The organism is Comamonas sp. lk (genome assembly GCF_900564145.1).
Taxonomy (GTDB): domain Bacteria; phylum Pseudomonadota; class Gammaproteobacteria; order Burkholderiales; family Burkholderiaceae_C; genus Comamonas.
Genome location: NZ_UOOB01000001.1, coordinates 1,948,300 through 1,965,225, shown reverse-complemented (window position 1 = coordinate 1,965,225; position 16,926 = coordinate 1,948,300). Strand labels below are relative to the sequence as shown.

General features: G+C 63.3%; 18 protein-coding genes. 11 read left to right on the top strand and 7 right to left on the bottom strand.

Annotated elements, in window-relative coordinates:
* Positions 1-199: 199 nt before the first annotated feature.
* Positions 200-814, bottom strand: a complete 615-nt coding sequence (gene mobA, locus EAO39_RS09100; protein ID WP_120967105.1) for a molybdenum cofactor guanylyltransferase MobA — start codon at positions 812-814, stop codon at positions 200-202.
* A gap of 55 nt (positions 815-869) precedes the next feature.
* Between mobA and EAO39_RS09095 the strand changes: the two genes are divergently transcribed.
* Entirely contained in the window at positions 870-1,229 is a 360-nt protein-coding gene (locus tag EAO39_RS09095) for a hypothetical protein (RefSeq protein ID WP_120967104.1), read from the top strand.
* A 21-nt stretch (positions 1,230-1,250) separates the two neighbouring features.
* Positions 1,251-2,291 (top strand): porin, encoded by a 1,041-nt coding sequence (locus EAO39_RS09090; RefSeq protein WP_120967103.1) that lies wholly within the window; start codon positions 1,251-1,253, stop codon positions 2,289-2,291.
* Between the two features lie 61 nt (positions 2,292-2,352).
* Here EAO39_RS09090 and EAO39_RS09085 read toward each other — a convergent pair whose 3' ends face one another.
* From EAO39_RS09085 to EAO39_RS09070, 4 genes are all read right to left on the bottom strand, one after another.
* Positions 2,353-3,093 carry a hypothetical protein gene (locus tag EAO39_RS09085; RefSeq protein WP_120967102.1) on the bottom strand — a complete coding sequence of 247 codons (741 nt, stop codon included), beginning with the start codon at positions 3,091-3,093 and terminating at the stop codon, positions 2,353-2,355.
* Positions 3,090-4,103 (bottom strand): MlaD family protein, encoded by a 1,014-nt coding sequence (locus EAO39_RS09080; RefSeq protein WP_120967101.1) that lies wholly within the window; start codon positions 4,101-4,103, stop codon positions 3,090-3,092. Before EAO39_RS09080 ends, EAO39_RS09085 begins: the two co-directional genes overlap by 4 nt.
* Positions 4,104-4,116: 13 nt before the next feature.
* A complete protein-coding gene (locus EAO39_RS09075; protein WP_120967100.1) occupies positions 4,117-4,920 on the bottom strand; it encodes an ABC transporter permease in 804 nt (267 codons plus the stop codon).
* Between the two features lie 125 nt (positions 4,921-5,045).
* On the bottom strand, positions 5,046-5,519 hold the full coding sequence (locus EAO39_RS09070) for a MerR family transcriptional regulator (protein WP_120967099.1): 474 nt from the start codon (positions 5,517-5,519) through the stop codon (positions 5,046-5,048).
* 39 nt (positions 5,520-5,558) lie between these two features.
* Between EAO39_RS09070 and EAO39_RS09065 the strand changes: the two genes are divergently transcribed.
* The 8 genes from EAO39_RS09065 (at position 5,559) to EAO39_RS09030 (ending at position 13,848) form a co-directional block, all read left to right on the top strand.
* The gene (locus tag EAO39_RS09065) at positions 5,559-7,685 is read left to right on the top strand and encodes a cation-translocating P-type ATPase (protein ID WP_205589362.1); all 2,127 of its coding nucleotides are present in this window, start codon (positions 5,559-5,561) and stop codon (positions 7,683-7,685) included.
* Between the two features lie 102 nt (positions 7,686-7,787).
* A complete protein-coding gene (locus EAO39_RS09060) occupies positions 7,788-8,288 on the top strand; it encodes a hypothetical protein (RefSeq protein WP_120967098.1) in 501 nt (166 codons plus the stop codon).
* A gap of 119 nt (positions 8,289-8,407) precedes the next feature.
* Positions 8,408-8,761 (top strand): hypothetical protein, encoded by a 354-nt coding sequence (locus tag EAO39_RS09055; protein ID WP_120967097.1) that lies wholly within the window; start codon positions 8,408-8,410, stop codon positions 8,759-8,761.
* Positions 8,758-10,206, top strand: coding sequence for a TolC family protein (locus EAO39_RS09050; RefSeq protein WP_120967096.1), 1,449 nt, complete (start codon positions 8,758-8,760; stop codon positions 10,204-10,206). Before EAO39_RS09055 ends, EAO39_RS09050 begins: the two co-directional genes overlap by 4 nt.
* Position 10,207: 1 nt before the next feature.
* Positions 10,208-11,593, top strand: a complete 1,386-nt coding sequence (locus EAO39_RS09045; protein ID WP_120967095.1) for a copper oxidase — start codon at positions 10,208-10,210, stop codon at positions 11,591-11,593.
* Positions 11,594-11,687: 94 nt separating this feature from the next.
* Entirely contained in the window at positions 11,688-12,182 is a 495-nt protein-coding gene (locus EAO39_RS09040) for a DUF411 domain-containing protein (RefSeq protein ID WP_120967094.1), read from the top strand.
* A gap of 25 nt (positions 12,183-12,207) precedes the next feature.
* A complete protein-coding gene (locus EAO39_RS09035; protein ID WP_120967093.1) occupies positions 12,208-12,579 on the top strand; it encodes a copper-binding protein in 372 nt (123 codons plus the stop codon).
* A gap of 60 nt (positions 12,580-12,639) precedes the next feature.
* A complete protein-coding gene (locus tag EAO39_RS09030; RefSeq protein ID WP_120967092.1) occupies positions 12,640-13,848 on the top strand; it encodes a leucine-rich repeat-containing protein kinase family protein in 1,209 nt (402 codons plus the stop codon).
* A gap of 9 nt (positions 13,849-13,857) precedes the next feature.
* On the opposite strand, the gene EAO39_RS09025 is transcribed toward EAO39_RS09030, so the two are convergent.
* Together EAO39_RS09025 and EAO39_RS09020 are read right to left on the bottom strand one after the other, a co-directional pair.
* Positions 13,858-14,706: a MetQ/NlpA family ABC transporter substrate-binding protein gene (locus EAO39_RS09025; protein WP_120967091.1), complete on the bottom strand. Its 849-nt coding sequence runs from the start codon at positions 14,704-14,706 to the stop codon at positions 13,858-13,860.
* Between the two features lie 198 nt (positions 14,707-14,904).
* Positions 14,905-15,867: a LysR family transcriptional regulator gene (locus EAO39_RS09020; protein ID WP_120967090.1), complete on the bottom strand. Its 963-nt coding sequence runs from the start codon at positions 15,865-15,867 to the stop codon at positions 14,905-14,907.
* 155 nt (positions 15,868-16,022) lie between these two features.
* Here EAO39_RS09020 and EAO39_RS09015 point away from each other — a divergent pair, with 155 nt between their 5' ends.
* Positions 16,023-16,925, top strand: a complete 903-nt coding sequence (locus tag EAO39_RS09015) for an MBL fold metallo-hydrolase (RefSeq protein WP_120967089.1) — start codon at positions 16,023-16,025, stop codon at positions 16,923-16,925.
* The last annotated feature ends 1 nt before the right edge of the window (position 16,926 follow it).

Below are 16,926 nucleotides of genomic sequence, written 5' to 3'. Positions count from 1 at the left end.
CAGATCCTGCGCCAGGGTCGCGCTATGGTTCAGTGAGCGCTGTCTTTTCAACACTCCTGGAAGCTGCATACGGATAAGGGAAAACAAGGAGTAGAACGCGGCAAACTCTCGCGTTCACGTCAAATTCAGGGTACCCAGTTGGGGATTGCGCACAAAGGCCTGGAACGCCAAGACTGGCCAGGCCGCTATTGCTGGGCAGTCAAGGCTGCAACTGCTTGAGCTCGTCCTTGGTGTTGGCATTGAAGAAGGCCTGGGCCTCGTCAAACACCACTTCCACCATGCGATGCTGCGCCGTCCATTTGTCGAACTTGCGCTCGCCCGTTTGCAAAAAAGCGAGCAGGCTTGCTACCAAACAGGTGCGCAGCAGGCAGAAAACCGGCTGCGAACGTAGCCGACCGCCTTCGCGCGTGGCAACCATGGCGATGTCGGCACCCTGTTCGAGTGCAGCAGCGGCCAGACGTTCTACGAAATCCTGGGGAAATTCGGGCGTATCGCAAGGCACGGTGACCAGCCAGGGCGTTCCGGCATGCTGCATTCCCGTCAGCAGTCCGGCCAGCGGGCCTGCATAGCCATCTATGGAATCCGGCCACACGGGTACACCCATGGCAGCATAGACAGGCAGATTGCGGTTGGCGCTGATCATGGCCGGGCCTACCTGCGGCTGTAGCCGCTGCAAGGCATGCAGAGCGAGCGGCAGGCCGCGATGGTGCTGCAGGCCTTTGTCCACACCACCCATGCGACTGCCCCGCCCCCCCGCAAGCACCAGGCCGGTAATGTCTTCGCGCGCAATAGGGTCCAGGATCTTGTCGCTCATATTTTCTGCAAGTCACTCTTAAAAAACTCTCAAGCGCTTTCAACACAGACGCGCTGTGACGTTTCAGGCCAGAGTGCTGGGCATTATCGGCCAGCACACCCAACGCAAGCCTGCTGCAGAGGCCCAGGCAAATGCCTTGCCGGCCTATGCCTGCGGCTGCGGCCTGGCGAATGACTGTTATTCCCGAAAATTTGCGCGCTTTGGCCTACAGCCTTGTGCCAGCTGGGAAAAGAGCAAATTGCTAGCGCAGCCTTCGCTTTTTTGCGCGTCTTCAATCCGGTACATCCCTGAGGTTCTGATGCAAAAAAACCACTGTCACAAAGCGGAAATAGTGATTTCATCGCCTTCTGCGGCCGAGCCTCGCAGTCTGTATACAAAGCGCCGCTATATTTCCAAACGCAAATTCAACATCTAAAGAGAGAAGAGAGAGAACGCCATGAAGAATTCTTTGATCGCCGTCGCGGCAGCACTGGCTTGCACCGGTGCAGCCTATGCCCAGAGCAATGTGCAGCTGACGGGTCTGGCCGATATGTATGCCGGTTCGATGAAGATGGCCGGCCAGGATCGCAAGTCGGTCGTGGGCTCCGGCGGCATGACCACCTCCTGGTGGGGCATCAAGGGCACGGAAGACCTGGGCGGCGGCCTGAAGGTTGACTTCAACATCACAGCCTTCATGCGCATGGATACCGGCGAAACCGGTCGTTTCCCTGGCGACACTTTCTTCTCGCGCGATGCCAATATCGGCTTGAACGGCGGCTTCGGCCGTATCGGCCTGGGCCGCGACAAGGCACCCAACTTTCTGCCCACCATTCTGACCAACCCCTTTGGCGACTCGTTCACCATCTCGCCTCTGGTGCTGCATGCCAATACACCCACCTCGGCTTGGGGCGGCGCTCGCCTGACTACGCCCGCCGACACCGGCTGGAGCAATATGCTGGTCTACACGACGCCTAATTTTGGCGGCCTGACAGCCAATGTTTACTACCAGTTTGGCGAACAAACCACGCCCGGCGACAAGAGCAAGAAGAACGTGGGCGTGAATGCGCTGTACTTCAACGGCCCTCTGAGCCTGACCGCCTTCTATGAGCGCGACCAGATCACCAACCCCGGCAGCGGCACCGTTATGCCCACCAAGACCGACTGGATGGTTGGCGGCAGCTACAACTTCAATGTGGTGAAGCTGTACGCGACCTACGGCCAGGCCAAGGTCAAGAACACGGATAGCAAGAGCAAGACCTACTCGCTGGGCCTGGACGTTCCTGTCACTGGCACCCCTGGCACGGTCAAGGCGGCCGTGGCTCGCACCAAGGCGGAATGGACTGGCGCCGATGCCACCCGCACCACGGCAACGCTGGGCTACGACCACTTCCTGTCCAAGCGCACCGATGTGTACACCGCCCTGATGTACGACCGCGTGACCGATGCCACGCCCAAGAGCGGCACCGGCCTGATCGCCGGTATTCGTCACCGCTTCTAAGCAGGATAAGCCAAGGCGTTATCGCCTAGGTCCGACAAGCGAGGCTTTGGCCTCGCTTTTTTTATGGCGCTGCGCTTTCAGGCACCGGCTTTTGCAGCAGCTGGATTCGGCGCTCAATGGCTGCCGCGCCGGCCGTATCTCCGCCCTGCTCCGCCGCCTTGGCCTGCAGCAGCAGCCAGGCCATCACGGCCCGGCGCCAGCCCTGGGCCGATGCGGTATCCACGCCCAGCTGCAGCAATTGAGGCGAGGCCGCACCAGCCCTGAGCGCCACACCAGCGGCCACCAGACGCGGCAGCGGGTCCTTGATACCGGCCACCACCTGCACCGCCTGCGCAGAGGCAGCAGAATTTGCCGCACCGGCAAGCTGTGCCGCCACGGCCCGCTGCGCCTCGGGCAAGAGCGCCACATCTGCGGCCAGGGGCCGACCTTGCAGATAGCGGGCATAAGCCTGCTCCGGCGCGGCGGCGTCCTGCGCCAGCTTTTCATAGCCGGGGCAGCTCTCCCATTGCAGACTGGCCACCTGGGCCGCACAGCGCATCAGCTCCACGCGGGCCGCCAGATCCGGACGGGCAGTGCCGGCCACGGACTCGCGCGCTTTTTGCCACTGCAGCGCCTCTATCCGCTGCTGGCCTTGCAGATAGGCGCTGCTGGCTCTTTGCGCCGCAGCTTCGGCACTCAAAGCCCAGTCAGGCGCCGGAGGCTGGTTGCCGCAGCCGACCAGAACTACCAAAGCAATAGCTGATACCGATTTAGGAATAAGGGCTGCAGCCGTTTTTGATTGCTTTTTTTCAGCACTGGTCATGGCAGCTTGAGCTCCGGCTTGTGCGCAAACGGCCATTTGCGCTGCAAATCATTCAGAACGGATTCCAGGCGCAGCAGATTGCTTTCCACCTCGGCGCGCAGCGCTCCCAGATCGGTGCTGGCTTCGCGTGCGTTGCTGCCCACCACCTTCATGTCTGCCAGCACGGCATCGACCTTGATCATGCTTTTGCGCGTATCGGCCAGCAGCCCGTTGAGCTGGGCCACGGTGGCGCGCACCTCGGGCATTACGCCGTTGGCATCAAACACCTGGCTGTCGGCCCGGGCCACCATGCGGTCCATGCGGCCCAGCACGGAGTTGGCGCGATCTATCAGCATCGTCACCTTCCTGGCTTCTTCGTCGCTGCCCAGCACTACGCCCAGCGCTCCGCCCTGGCCCTGCAGGCGTTCGGCCAGCTTGCGCACCTCGGCCAGCGAGCCGCCGAGGGCCGAATCCGTGGCCGTCAGCGCCGCCACATTGGCCAGCACTTCCTTGGCCGAATTGATGATTTGCGGCAGCTCGGCCGTGGCATCGCCGCTGAGCACGGGGCGCACGGAATCGGGCGGCAGCGGCGCGTCGTCAAGCATGCCGCTATAGGCCTTGATGGTGGTACCGCCCACAATGCCCTTGACCAGAGTGAACACGCTGGACTGGCGCAGCCAGTGGGCGTCTTTTTCGGGCACATCGACCAGGATGCGCACCGAGCCATCGGGTGCCAATTCAATCTTGCTGACCCGGCCTATGGGAAAGCCGGAGAAAGTCATGTCCATGCCCACGGCCACGCCTTGCGAGTCTTCGGCCGTCAGCACCAGGCGTTGCGTGGGCTCGAACACGCCGCGCGCATACAACAGGTAGATGGCGGCCGCGAGTATCAGCGCCAGCGTCAGGCTCAGCAGCGCGGCGGCCTTGGTGCGTAAATGCGCCACGGGTTTGAGGCCCAGCAATTCATCCTCGGCCAGCTGGGCTTCCAGGGTCTGGCGTCGGATCTCTTGCTCCTCGCGGGTATCCGTCATGCGAATGCTTTCATCAATAGTAATTGCCCATCAGCGAGATGATCTCGATCAGCAGCAACACGGCAAACATGCGGGCAAAACCGCCCAGCTCGGCCCCGCCACGGCGGTGACGGGCCAACGGGGTGTACAGGGCCGAGGCCATGGGCATGATGGCCACGGCCAGGCTGAAAAACCAGGTCTTGAGCACAAAGACCAGCGTGAGCGAGGGCGTGAAAATCTGCCCGAATACCCGCGTGTAGCCACCAAAACCCGCCAGCGTGAAACCGTACACGCTGAAATACACCGTGATCAACGCCACCAGGCAGCTGAGCGCCGCCAACGTGATGGCGGCAAACACGCCGGCTGCCGTGCGCGGCAACACGGCCACGCGCAGCGGATCGACGCCCTGCTTTTTCCATGCCGCCAGATGGCCGCGTATGCGCAGCTGCACCACCTCCACCCCGGCCGGAATGGTGCAGCGCATGGCCACAAACAGCGCAGCGGTCAAAGGGATCAGCTCGATCACCATGACGCGCACCACCAGATCCAGCGCATAGCGCGACAGGCCATAGCTTTGCGCCGTGACGATCACGATGCGCGCAATCACGGCGCACAGCAAGGCGGCCAGCGCGGTAAAGCCCGTCAGAATGGGCACCGTCTGCACATACATCTGGTGCGCCAGCAAGGCGCGCGCGCCCTTGCGGTAGCTCGATGGCGACAGCTGCAACACCAGCAGCACGGCCGTGAGGTAAATGCTGCGCCACCACGCCAGCGCCTGCGCGCCCAGCGCGGACCACAGACGCCCAGGCAGATTCAGGGTGGTTTCGCTCCAGCTCATGCAGGAATGATAGCGCCCACTTCTGACTTCACCCGCACAAGAATCACCAACAGCCCTGGGTAAACCCTGTTAGAGCATGTTTACGATCTCTACGCAGCGGCGCCGAGGAAATCTTAAACACCTTCTTAGACATGGCGCTTGGCCGCTGCGCCACCCTGCAATCCTTCGGGCAGAGGCTCATCGGCCTGGGCATGCAGGGCTTCGATGATGTGGCAGTAGCTGTCGCAGCCATCGCACTGGTTGCGCAAATGGACCAGCTCCCGCTCCAGCGCCTGCAGCTCGGCCAGACGCTCGCGCACATGGCCCAGATGCGCATCCAGCGTGTCGCGGGCGGCCAGACAATCGGCCTTGCGCGCGCCATCGAGCGCCAGCAGGGTGCGCACCTCGTCTAGCGACATATTCATGGCCCGGCACAGACGGATAAAGCGCAGGCGGTGCACATCCTCATCGCTGTACAGGCGGTACTGGTTGTCCTCGCGCACGCCGGGCGAGAGCAGCCGCTCTTTTTCGTAATAGCGGATATTGGCCGCCGCAATCGCGCTGCGTTTGGCCGCATCTCCTATACGCCAGCGTGGAATCTGTGCTGCATTGACTGCCATGCTTGACCTTGAAGTGACTTTATTGTTTTCAATGCTGCCATGAAACCAGAAAACCTGTCCACCCACGCCCATGAGCATGCTCATGACAACACCCATGGTCACGACCATGAGCACGCTCACAGAAAATCAAAAGCCATAGCAGCTCCCGCAGCATCCAGTTGCGGTACCGGCTGCTGCGCGCCTTTTTCCATCAGCGAGCCGGTCAAGTCCCAGGCCCATGATGGTCACGAGCACGGCGAGGGCGACCACGCGGGCCACGACCACGGCGTGCTGCCCGGCTGGCCGCGCATTTTTGCCGCGCTGGCTGCGGCCCTGGGCGCAGAAGCTGCCCACTGGTTTGGTGGCGGCGACGGCAGCTCCAGCATGCTGCAATACCTGGGCATGGCACTGGCCGTGGCAGCCATCGCACTTGCGGGTCTGGGCGTGTACAAGGTCGGTATCAAGGATGTGCTGCGCCTGAAGCTGGGCATTCACGCCCTGATGGCCGTGGCCGTCACAGGCGCCTTCATCATCGGCCAGTGGCCTGAGGCCGCCATGGTGATGGCGCTGTATGCCGCCGCCGAGCGCATCGAAGACCAGGCCATGGACAAGGCCCGCGCCGCCATTCGCGGCCTGCTGCAGTTGGCCCCCGAGACGGCCGACGTGCTGCAGCCCGGCGGCGGCACCCTGCGCATGGCCGCCAAGGACGTGCCCCTGGGCGCGGTGCTGCGCGTGACTCCCGGCGCACGCATGCCGCTGGACGGAGAAGTCAGCTCCGGCGAAAGCTCGGTGGATCAGGCCCCCATCACAGGCGAGAGTGCCCTGGCCCACAAAGGCCCGGGCGACAAGGTGTACGCGGGCTCCATCAACCAGGACGGCGAGTTGCAGGTGCGCGTCACCGCTCCCGCCTCCGACAGCCTGATTGCCCGCATCGTCCACGCCGTGGAGCAAGCCCAGGCCAGCAAGGCACCGACTCAGCGCTTTGTCGACCGCTTTGCCGAGGTCTACACCCCCATCGTCCTGGTGCTGGCCATTGCGCTGGGCGTGCTCGCGCCTTGGCTCATGGACTGGAGCTGGCAGCAGGCCGCTTACCAGGCTCTGGCCCTGCTGGTGATTGCCTGCCCTTGCGCGCTGGTGCTGTCCACTCCAGTCACCGTGGTCAGTGCGCTCACCGCCGCTGCCAAGCGCGGCATTCTGATCAAGGGCGGCAGCGCGTTGGAATCCGCCCGCAAGCTCAAAGCCATTGCGCTGGACAAGACCGGCACGCTGACCACGGGCTCGCCCAAGCTGGTGGACTGGCAGACCTGGGATGCTGCGGCAGACGAGGCCATCGCCGAGCATGCCTATGCACTGGCATCGCGTTCCGACCATCCGGTATCGAGGTCGATAGCGCAAGGCCTGCAAGCCCAGGCCGGCAATGACGTTGAACAAGCGCAGCAACTGAAGGCCTTGCCCGGCCGCGGCGTGCAAGCCCAGATCGCCGGCCAACTCTGGACCCTGGCCAATCTGCGCTGGGTCAAGGAGCAAGGCTGGAGCAACCCCGAACTGGAAGCAGCGCTTGAGATACAGGAGCAGCAAGGTCGCACTGTCACCCTGCTGGCCAACAGCCAGAGTGTGCAAGCCCTGTTTGCCGTGGCCGACCCGCTGCGCCCCCAGGCCCTCGAGGCCGTGCAGCAACTGCGAGCCGCAGGCGTCACCCCCGTGGTGCTCAGCGGCGACAACAGCGCCACCGTGCGCACCGTGGCCGCCGAAGCCGGCATTGACGATGCACGCGGCAATATGCTGCCCGAGGACAAGCTCAAGACCCTGGCCCAGATGCAACGCGACATGGGCCCCACGGGCATGACGGGCGACGGCATCAATGACGCTCCGGCGCTGGCCCAGGCCGACATCGGCTTTGCCATGGGCGGCATGCATGCCACCGGCATGGCCATGGAAACCGCCGACGTGGTGCTGATGAATGACGACCTGCGCCGCATTCCTGATGTGGTCGATCTCTCAAAGCGCGCTCACAGCGTGCTGTGGCAGAACATCGGTCTGTCCCTGGGCATCAAGTTTGTGTTCTTTGCCCTGGCTGTCAGCGGCAATGCCAGCATGTGGCTGGCCGTGCTGGCCGATATGGGCGTAAGCCTGCTGGTGGTTGGCAACGGCCTGCGCCTGAGGCACTGGAAGCGCGATTCATTATGAATCGCCACCCAGCCCTTGATTGGCAAACGTCAATAGCTCTTGTTTTTGAAGTAATTCCCATGCCTGGGGAACTTTGAAACCCTGGCCGGTATCATTGCCTTCATGCGCCGCATTCTGTCCATCTTCATGGTGATGCTGCTGGCCCTGCGCGGGCTGGCAGGCGACGCCATGGCCATGGACCATCCGGCAGGTCATGACCCGGCCCAGGCTGCGGCAGCGTTTGCAACCACAGCGGCCACAGCCTCTATGCTTTCGCCGGCACATGAGTTGCACGGGAAGGCTGTCATAGAGCATGCCCACCACGGCCAGCCCGCCGCAGTCGGCCATGGCGCGGAGCATGCCGCGCACGCCACCGGCAGCGCTAATAGCGACAACGACAGCAACAGCGCCATGTGCAGCCATGAAGCCGGCCCCGCCAGCGATTGCGGCCAGCATGAAGCCCATTGCAGCAGCTGTGGCCTGTGCCACACAGCCATGGGCCAGCCCCGACTGGCTGCACTGCCCTCTTTCCTGCCCACGGCGGCGCAGCCCCGCCACCAGGCCGCGCACTTTGCCAGCGCTGCGCCTGCCCAAGTCGTCAAACCACCGATTCCTGCCGTCTGACACCCAAGGTGCGTCCGCAATTTTGATAGCTGCCTGCGTGCATGCTGTCTGGGCTTGATGGCAAAAACACATCAGAAGCCCTGCGGTCGTGAATCTGGTCTCGACTTCTGGAATCCCTCATGCGCCAAGCGCACTCATTGTTCTTTCCTCTGCTGGCCACGGCTTTGCTGGGCGCCAGCCTGACCGCCCAGGCAGCCGCATCCTCTTCTTCATCCTCTGCGGCACCTGCCCGGCCTGCAGTTTTTGACCCCAGCGCCCCCACGGCAGCGCTGCAGCACCAGGCGCTGCAAGCTGGCGCGGCCATAGTGTCCCAACCCGGCGACTGGAAGGCCGCCAATGCGGCCGTCGCCGAGTTTCCACGCGGCCATGCCGATGTGCTCAAGTGGGAAAAATCACCGGCGGGTGCCACCGGGCAATCTGCCGACCAGGCCATGCCCGCCCATGGCCGGCACCAGCATGGAGGCCAGCCATGAAGCATCTGGCACTCAAAGCTGCGCCGCTACTTGCTGCTCTGGTACTGGCAGGCTGCGCCAGCGTCTCGCCCGATGGCCTGCGCGGCAATGTGGCCCAACTGACCGAGGGCCGCTTGCCGCAAGGCGCGCAGCTACCGTCCGTCGACACCCAGGCACAGCAAAGCGCTCAGACCCAGATCGCAGACTGGCTGCAACAGCCGGTTGACGTCGATGCTGCCGTACGCATCGCCCTGCTCAACAATCCCGGCCTGCAGGCCCAGCTGGCGCAACTGGGCATTGCCGACGCCCAGCGCGTGCAGGTGCTGACCCTGCCCAACCCCAGCTTTACTTTTGGCCGCTTTCGCAACGGCCACGAGCGCGAGATTGAGCGCCAGTTGAGCTTTGGCCTGGTCCAGCTCATCACCCTGCCCTGGCGCAGCCGCTGGCAGGGCTGGCAGCTGGAGCAAGCCACGCTGACTGCGGCCCAGCAAGTGCTGCTGCTGGCCGCCGACACGCGCCGCGCCTGGCTGCGCGCCGTGGCAGCCGAGCAGGCGCTGGCCGCCCATGAGCGCATGCACGAAGCTGCTGCCGTGGGCGGCGAGCTGGCCCGGCGCATGGCCCAAGTGGGCAACTTCAGCAAAATGGACCAGGCCCGTGAACTGGCCCAGCAGCAGCAAGCTGCCGCCCAGCTGGCGCGGGTGCGGCTCAATGCCCAGCTCGAGCGCGAGCAACTGGCCCGCCGCATGGGGCTGTGGGGTCAGCAGCTGAACTTCAAGCTGCCCGATCAGCTGCCTGCCATTCCCGCCGATTCCGCCGCCCTGCGCAGCGGAGAGGATGCCGAAGCCACGGCTATGCGCCAGCGCCTGGACCTGGGCGCGCTGCGTCGCGATCTGGATGTGACCGCCGGACGCCAGGGTTGGGCCACGATAGGTTCCATCTTTGGCGACATTGGCGCAAGCTATAGCAACAACACCAGCACCGAGCGAGCCACCGGCCACAGCGACAAGACCCAGGGCTGGGAGTTCGATGTGCCCCTGCCGCTATTCGACTGGGGCTTTGCCGCACGCGGCCTGGCGCGCAATCAGGTGCTGCGCAGCGCCGCCCTGCTGCGCGACAACACCATTCGCGCGCGCAGCGAGGCCCGCAGCAGCTGGCTGAGTTACCGCACGGCCTATGACCTGGCCCAGCAGCAGCAGGCCGAAGTCCTGCCCCTGGCCCGGCTGATGCAGGAAGAAACCGTGTACCGCTACAACGGCATGTTCATGAGCGTGTGGCAGCTGCTGACCCAGGCCCGCGCCACGACCCAGGCCGTGGTCACCGCCACCGAGGCCCAGCGCGACTTCTGGCTGGCCGAGACCGATCTGCAGCTGGCCCTCACCGGCACATCACCTGGGACATCCCCCGGCACCACCGCCGTCATCGCCACCTCCGCAGCACCCGCTGCAGCTCCCGAACCAGGCCACTGATATGCAACGCCGATCCTTTTTTGCCGGCGCTGCAGCAGCAGTCGCCACCGCCTCCGTCGGCAAGGCTGCCATGGCCGCCTTGCCCGAGCCCGTCTCGCAAGCCAGCGCCGATACGGCAGCGCCACTGGCGCCACCCAACGGCCGGCCCTACCACCCCGTGGTCACGCTCAACGGCTGGACCACGCCCTGGCGCATGAATGCCGGCGTCAAGGAATTTCATCTGGTGGCCGAGCCCGTGGTACGCGAAGTCGCCCCCGGCTTTTTCGTCAACATGTGGGGTTACAACGGCCAGAGCCCGGGCCCGACCATCGAAGTGGTGGAAGGCGACAAGGTGCGCATTTTCGTCACCAACCGCCTGCCGGAGAACACCACCGTCCACTGGCACGGCCAGCGTCTGCCCAACGGCATGGACGGCGTGGGCGGACTGAACCAGCCCCATATTCCGCCCGGCAAGACCTTTGTCTATGAGTTCGAGGCCCGCCGGCCCGGCACCTTCATGTACCACCCGCATTCGGACGAGATGGTGCAGATGGCCATGGGCATGATGGGCTTGTGGATCACCCATCCCAAGGGCTCCCATCCGCTGATCGACAAGGTGCAGCGCGACTATGCCTTTTTGCTCGGTGCGTTTGCCGTAGAGCCCGGCACCATGACGCCGCGCGTCAACGAAATGACGGATTTCAATATCTGGACGTTCAACAGCCGCGCCTTTCCGGCCATCACACCCATGGTGGCCAAGCAGGGCGACAAGGTGCGCATACGCGTGGGCAATCTGACCATGACCAACCACCCCATACACATCCACGGCCACGAGTTCGAGGTCACGGGCACCGATGGAGGCCCCGTACCCAAGACCGCGCGCTGGCCCGAGGTGACCACCGACGTGGCCGTGGGCCAGATGCGCCAGGTGGAGCTGATTGCCGACGAGCTGGGCGACTGGTCGTTTCACTGCCACAAAAGCCACCACACCATGGGTGCCATGGGGCATGACGTGCCGACCATGATCGGCGTCGATCACCGAGGCCTGGTGGGCAAGATTCAGAAAATCGTGCCCGACTACATGCTAATGGGCGAGCGCGGCATGGGCGATATGGGGACCATGCAGATGCCGCTGCCCGACAACACCTTCCCCATGATGACGGGCAAGGGCCCGTTCGGCCCCATAGAAATGGGCGGCATGTTCACCACCTTCAAGGTGCGCAAAAGCCTGGGGGCCAACGACTACCGGGATCCGGGCTGGTATCAGCACCCCAAGGGCACGGTGGCCCATGAATGGCAAGGCGCGCCGCTGGCAGCCCAGGCGCCGCGCCAGACCGCGCCCGGCACCGCACCGGGAGCACCCACGGTGCACAAGCCCGGACAAGCGGCCGATCATGGCTCGCATTGAAATTCTCAAAACCATAGCTGATTGCGCTTACCCCGCATTCGCAAGCAGCCGATTTCTCTCTTGTTAAAGCACTGATGTGAAAGGAAACCGCACCATGCAAACCACGACCACCACCCGCCGCCACGTCCTGCATCTGCTGGCCGCCGCCGCAAGCACCATCGCCCTGCCCGCACTGGCCAGCAAAACCGCCAAGACGCCCATGGAAGTCTGGAAAGACCCGAACTGCGGCTGCTGCAAGGACTGGGTCGCCATCATGGAAAAGTCCGGCTTTGCCGTCACCGTGCACGACACGGGCAACAACGCCGTGCGCGCCAAGCTGGGCCTGCCCAGCAATCTGGGTTCTTGCCACACGGCACTGGTCGGCGGCTACCTGATTGAAGGCCATGTGCCAGCCGCCGATGTGCACAAGCTGCTGAAGGAAAAGCCCAAGGCTCTGGGCATCACCGTGCCCGGCATGCCCGTGGGTAGCCCCGGCATGGACGGCCCCGAATACGGCGGCCGCAAAGATCCATTCGACGTGCTGCTGGTCAGCAAGAACCTGATGGGCAGCGGTGTCAGCACCAGCGTCTTCACCAGCTACCGCAGCTGAGTCGATTCCAATGAAAGACAGCTCCATGAACAAAACCATCCACACGGCCAAGACGGCCTTGCTGGCACTGGGCGCCAGCTTCGCTCTGGCCCTGCCCGCCATGGCGCAAGACCACTCAGGCCACGCCCACCACGGCGCGGCGGCAGCAACGCCTGCTGCTGGCGACTCCCAGGCAGCCCTGACCGCCGGCGAAATCACCCGCATCGACGCCCGCACCGGCAAGCTCACCATTCGCCATGAAGACATCAAAAACCTGGACATGCCCGCCATGACCATGGCGTTTGCACTGAAGAATGCGCAAAAGGCTGCCACCTTCAAGCCCGGCGACAAGGTGCTTTTTATGGCCGAAGATGAGGGCGGCACGCTGACGATCACCCACATCCAGCCGACATCCTGATCGCTTTCTGACCGCGGCCAGAGCCTGGTGCATGCAGGGCCGCACTACACTGCGCCCTGCATGCAAAGCCTTGATCACTTTCACCAACAGCTGCAAAAAGGCGCACTCAGAGGTGCGCGCCAGCTCAAGCTGTGCTGCGGCCTGACCGAATTCCCCTCGGCCATCTACCAGCTGGCAGATTCGCTGGAAAGCCTGGACCTCTCTGGCAACCAGCTCACCGCCCTGCCCGAGGACTTCACGCGCCTCAAAAAGCTGCGCATTCTTTTCGCCTCCAATAATCCCTTCACCACGCTGCCGCCCGTGCTGGGCCGCATGCCCCAGCTGGAGATGGTGGGTTTCAAGGCCTGCCAGATTACCGAAGTGCCGGCGCAAAGCCTGCCACCTTTGCTGCGCTGGCTGATCCTGACCGACAACCAGATTGAACAGTTACCCGAGGCCCTGGGCCAGCGCCCACGGCTGCAAAAATTGATGCTGGCCTGCAACCAGCTGCGCACGCTACCTGCCAGTCTGGCCCAATGCCAGCGCCTGGAGCTGTTGCGCATTGCCAGCAACCAGTTCGAAGCGCTTCCAGAGCCGGTGCTGGACTTGTCCCAGCTGGCCTGGCTGGCGCTGGCCGGCAACCCCATGACGCAAAAAAGCGAGCGTCTAGCGCTTGCTGAACATGAGGAAAATACCTTTTTCTATCCAGATCTGCAGCTGCATGAGCTACTGGGCGAAGGCGCCAGCGGCCATATTTACCGCACTGTGCACACTGCCTCCGGTCAGCCACTGGCGCTCAAGCGCTTCAAGGCCGGGCAGACCAGCGACGGCACGCCCCAGTCCGAGCTGGCGGCCGGTCTGGCCGCCGGTCAGCATCCCCAGCTGCTCACGCCACTTGCCGCCGTGCGTGGCCTGCCCCAGGCCCAACTGGCCATGGCCCTGCCCTTGCTGCCGGCCGGCATGCTGGCGCTGGCCGGGCCGCCCAGCCTGGAAAGCTGCACCCGCGATGTCTATGCCGGCGGGCTGCGCCTGCAGCCCGGCGCTGCCAGCCGCATGCTGCAAGGCATTGGCGCTGCAGTGCAGCATCTGCACGGCCGCGGCCTGCTGCATGGCGATGTCTATGCCCACAACATCCTCTGGAACCCCGCCACGGGCGATGCGGTACTCAGCGATCTGGGAGCGGCCGCTTTGCTGCACGATTTGCCAGCCAAGCAAAAAGCGCAGCTGCAGCAGATGGAACTGCGTGCACTGCGCCATTTGGAAGCCGAAGTTCAGGCCCGTATGGCCTGATCCAGCGTCTTACTGCAGAAAGCCTGGCTTGGCATAGCCGGCAAACTTGCTGTCCACCACGGCCTTGAATTCCGCAGACTTGTAGGCATCGGCCAGATCCTTGGCCCAGGCTGCGTTCTTGTCCTTGGTCTTGACGGCCACGATGTTCAGATACTGCTCGGGTGTTTTCTCCAGCAGCACGGAATCCGAGAGCTTCAGGCCCGAGGAGATGGCGAAATTGCCGTTGATGATGGCGTACTGCGCATCATCGAGAGCCCGCGGCAGGTGGGCGGCATCCAGCGGCACCAGCTTGATCTTCTTGGGGTTGGCAGCCAGATCCAGCTCCGAGACGCGCAAAGGGTTCACGCCTTCCTTGAGCTTGACCAGACCGGCCTGTTGCAGCAGCAAAATGCCGCGCGCCAGATTGCTGGCGTCATTGGGCAAGGCCACGCGATCCCCTTCCTTGAGATCCGCCAGGCTTTTGCGCTGCTTGCTGTACACGCCCATGGGGGCAATCGGGCCCTGGACCAGAGCCGTCAGATCGAGCTTGCGGTCGCCCTTGAACTGGTTGAAGTACACCTCGTGCTGGAAGAAATTGGCGTCCAGCGAGCCGTCGGCCAGCGCCAGATTGGGCTGCACATAGTCGTTGAACTCCACCAGTTTGACCTTGTAGCCCTTCTTTTGCAGGATGGGAACGATGCCCGCCTGCAGCTGGTCGATGTTCGAGCCCGCCGTGCCGCCAATCACCAGCTGCTTTTTGCTGGCGTCCTGAGCCGCAGTCGGCAGGGCTGTCACAAGCGCGGTACTACCGGCCACGGCCAGCGCGGCGGCTGCCAGAAAACTGCGACGCGCACGCACTGCGGAGAAGGGAAAGTTCATGAAATGCTCCTGTTGTTTCTTGAAGGAAATCTCTTGAGGCCTGGGCCTTGAAAACGACGGCTAAAAACACCGGCTCAAGGCAGTATCAAGACAATGCGGCCAATCTCAAAACAATAAGAATCTATCTCTTTATCTGTAAAACAATATAAAGACTAAGCATGCCGCGTTTTGCATGGACTGCTTTCGTGGCGATGCCCGTCATGCAGGGAGGACTGGTTTCATTTGAGCAAGCACCCGTTCTTCTCGCTCCATGAGCAAGTCCACAAAAGCCTTTACCTTGGCCGGCCGAAAGCGTGCTGCCGGAAACACCGCATGAATGCCGCCCGACGGCAGACTCCACGGTGCCAGCACCTGAAGCAGCCGCCCGGTCTGTAAATCTTCGGCGACCACATAGTCGGGCAAGACCGACAGGCCCGCGCCTTGGCGAACCGCCTCTCGCACCGCCAGCGTCGCATCCAGCGAGACCACAGGATGGACGAGCACACTCTGGACGCCCAAAGTCTGATGGGCAAAACGCCAGTGCACGGGATCACGCAGCGCGGTATTGGCGACAAATGGCAGAGTCGCTATCTCCTGGGGCTGCGTCAGGCCCTGCACCTGGGCGGCCCAGGAAGGCGCTGCCACCAGCAATTGCTGAAAGCTGCCGATCTGCCTGGCCTGCAGATTCAGCTCCGTGAGCCAGCCCACGCGAATCGCCAACTCCACCTGCCCCGACATCAGATCTAGCGACTGATCGCTGAGCACGGCATCCACCTTGCATTGCGGATAGCGGCGGGTGAACTCTGCGATGGCGGGCACCACGGCCGTGATGCCATAGTCCAGCGCCGCCGTCAGCCGCAGCGTGCCCGAGGGCTCGGACGCCACTTCGGCCAACTCGTCAAAGGCCTCACCCGCCTCCTTGAGGATCAGCGCGCAGCGCTGGTAGAACGCCCTGCCGGCATCCGTGGGCGCGACCTTGCGCGTCGTGCGCGTGAGCAAGGTGGCTCTGAACTCGCGCTCCAGCCGCGCCACCTGCTGGCTGACCACGGCCTTGGTAATGCCCAGACGATCGGCTGCAGCCGTAAAGCTGCCCGTCTCCACCACGGCCGCGAAATACGCCAGCCGCTTGAGGTTGGCAAAGTTGCCCGAACTTGCCTCCTTGAGATTGTTTGCTATTTGCATACGGTCTATCTATTTCATCGCTATTTATTTGTCAATGCCTTCTACCTACCATTGCTGCATGGCCTGAAACCAAGCGCGGCACCTGCAAATCCTGTGTGACGCGTTCTGGAATCGATCCTCTCCTCTGCTCTCCTCAACCTTGACAGGAAACCACCATGCTGACTCGCCGCAACTTCGTTCTCACCGCAACTGCCGCTGGCGCAGCCTCCGCTCTGGCAGGCTGTGCCGCCCCATCGAAAACGGGTAGCGCGCCCCTGCAGTGGAAGCATCTGCCGGCTGGTGAAAAAGGCTTTTTCCGCGCCCCGGTGCTGCTGTCTGGCGAGCGAGAAGCGGTATTGATTGACGGAGGTTTCTCCCTGCCCGACGGCCATGCCGTGGTGCAAGCTATCAAGGCTTCCGGCAAGACACTGACCACCATCTACATCAGCCAGAGCGACCCCGACTATTACTTCAGCCTGGGCCCGGTCAAGGCCGCATTTCCGCAGGCCCGCGTGATTGCCGCATCCGACACGCTGGCCGCCATCCGTGCCAATGTGCAAAAAAAGATCGACACCTGGGCTCCCCAGCTCAAGGAAAACGGTCCGCAGAAGCTGGCCGATATCGTCTTTCCCCAAGCCTTCGACGGTCCATCGCTGACGCTGGAAGGCAAGACCATAGAGATCGTGAAAGCCCAGGGCATGGACAACCGCCGCTACCTGTGGGTGCCCTCGCTGAATGCGGTGTTCGGCGGCGTGCTGATCTTCTCGGGCCTGCATGTCTGGACGGCCGATACGCCGACTCCCGCCGCTCGTGCTGCCTGGATCAAAAATCTGGACGCCATCGCTGCACGCCAGCCCGCCGTGGTCGTGCCCGGCCATATGGCAGCCCAGGGCGCGCTGGATGTCTCGGCCGTTCACTACACCCGCGAATATCTGCTGGCCTTCGAGCAGGAACTGGCCAGGGCCGCCAACAGCGAGGCGCTGATCGCCGCCATGAAGCAGCGCTACCCCAATGCAGGCCTGGCTGCTGCGCTGCAGATCGGAGCCAAGGTCGCCAAGGGCGAGATGAAGTGGGGCTAAA

Coding starts and splice junctions, on each gene's coding strand:
- mobA (WP_120967105.1), bottom strand. CDS start 814: ATGAGCGACAAGATCCTGGACCCTATTGCGCGCGAAGACATTACCGGC.
- EAO39_RS09020 (WP_120967090.1), bottom strand. CDS start 15,867: ATGCAAATAGCAAACAATCTCAAGGAGGCAAGTTCGGGCAACTTTGCC.
- EAO39_RS09070 (WP_120967099.1), bottom strand. CDS start 5,519: ATGGCAGTCAATGCAGCACAGATTCCACGCTGGCGTATAGGAGATGCG.
- EAO39_RS09030 (WP_120967092.1), top strand. CDS start 12,640: ATGCAAAGCCTTGATCACTTTCACCAACAGCTGCAAAAAGGCGCACTC.
- EAO39_RS09055 (WP_120967097.1), top strand. CDS start 8,408: ATGCGCCAAGCGCACTCATTGTTCTTTCCTCTGCTGGCCACGGCTTTG.
- EAO39_RS09060 (WP_120967098.1), top strand. CDS start 7,788: ATGCGCCGCATTCTGTCCATCTTCATGGTGATGCTGCTGGCCCTGCGC.
- EAO39_RS09040 (WP_120967094.1), top strand. CDS start 11,688: ATGCAAACCACGACCACCACCCGCCGCCACGTCCTGCATCTGCTGGCC.
- EAO39_RS09015 (WP_120967089.1), top strand. CDS start 16,023: ATGCTGACTCGCCGCAACTTCGTTCTCACCGCAACTGCCGCTGGCGCA.
- EAO39_RS09075 (WP_120967100.1), bottom strand. CDS start 4,920: ATGAGCTGGAGCGAAACCACCCTGAATCTGCCTGGGCGTCTGTGGTCC.
- EAO39_RS09065 (WP_205589362.1), top strand. CDS start 5,559: ATGAAACCAGAAAACCTGTCCACCCACGCCCATGAGCATGCTCATGAC.
- EAO39_RS09045 (WP_120967095.1), top strand. CDS start 10,208: ATGCAACGCCGATCCTTTTTTGCCGGCGCTGCAGCAGCAGTCGCCACC.
- EAO39_RS09090 (WP_120967103.1), top strand. CDS start 1,251: ATGAAGAATTCTTTGATCGCCGTCGCGGCAGCACTGGCTTGCACCGGT.
- EAO39_RS09085 (WP_120967102.1), bottom strand. CDS start 3,093: ATGACCAGTGCTGAAAAAAAGCAATCAAAAACGGCTGCAGCCCTTATT.
- EAO39_RS09035 (WP_120967093.1), top strand. CDS start 12,208: ATGAACAAAACCATCCACACGGCCAAGACGGCCTTGCTGGCACTGGGC.
- EAO39_RS09050 (WP_120967096.1), top strand. CDS start 8,758: ATGAAGCATCTGGCACTCAAAGCTGCGCCGCTACTTGCTGCTCTGGTA.
- EAO39_RS09080 (WP_120967101.1), bottom strand. CDS start 4,103: ATGACGGATACCCGCGAGGAGCAAGAGATCCGACGCCAGACCCTGGAA.
- EAO39_RS09025 (WP_120967091.1), bottom strand. CDS start 14,706: ATGAACTTTCCCTTCTCCGCAGTGCGTGCGCGTCGCAGTTTTCTGGCA.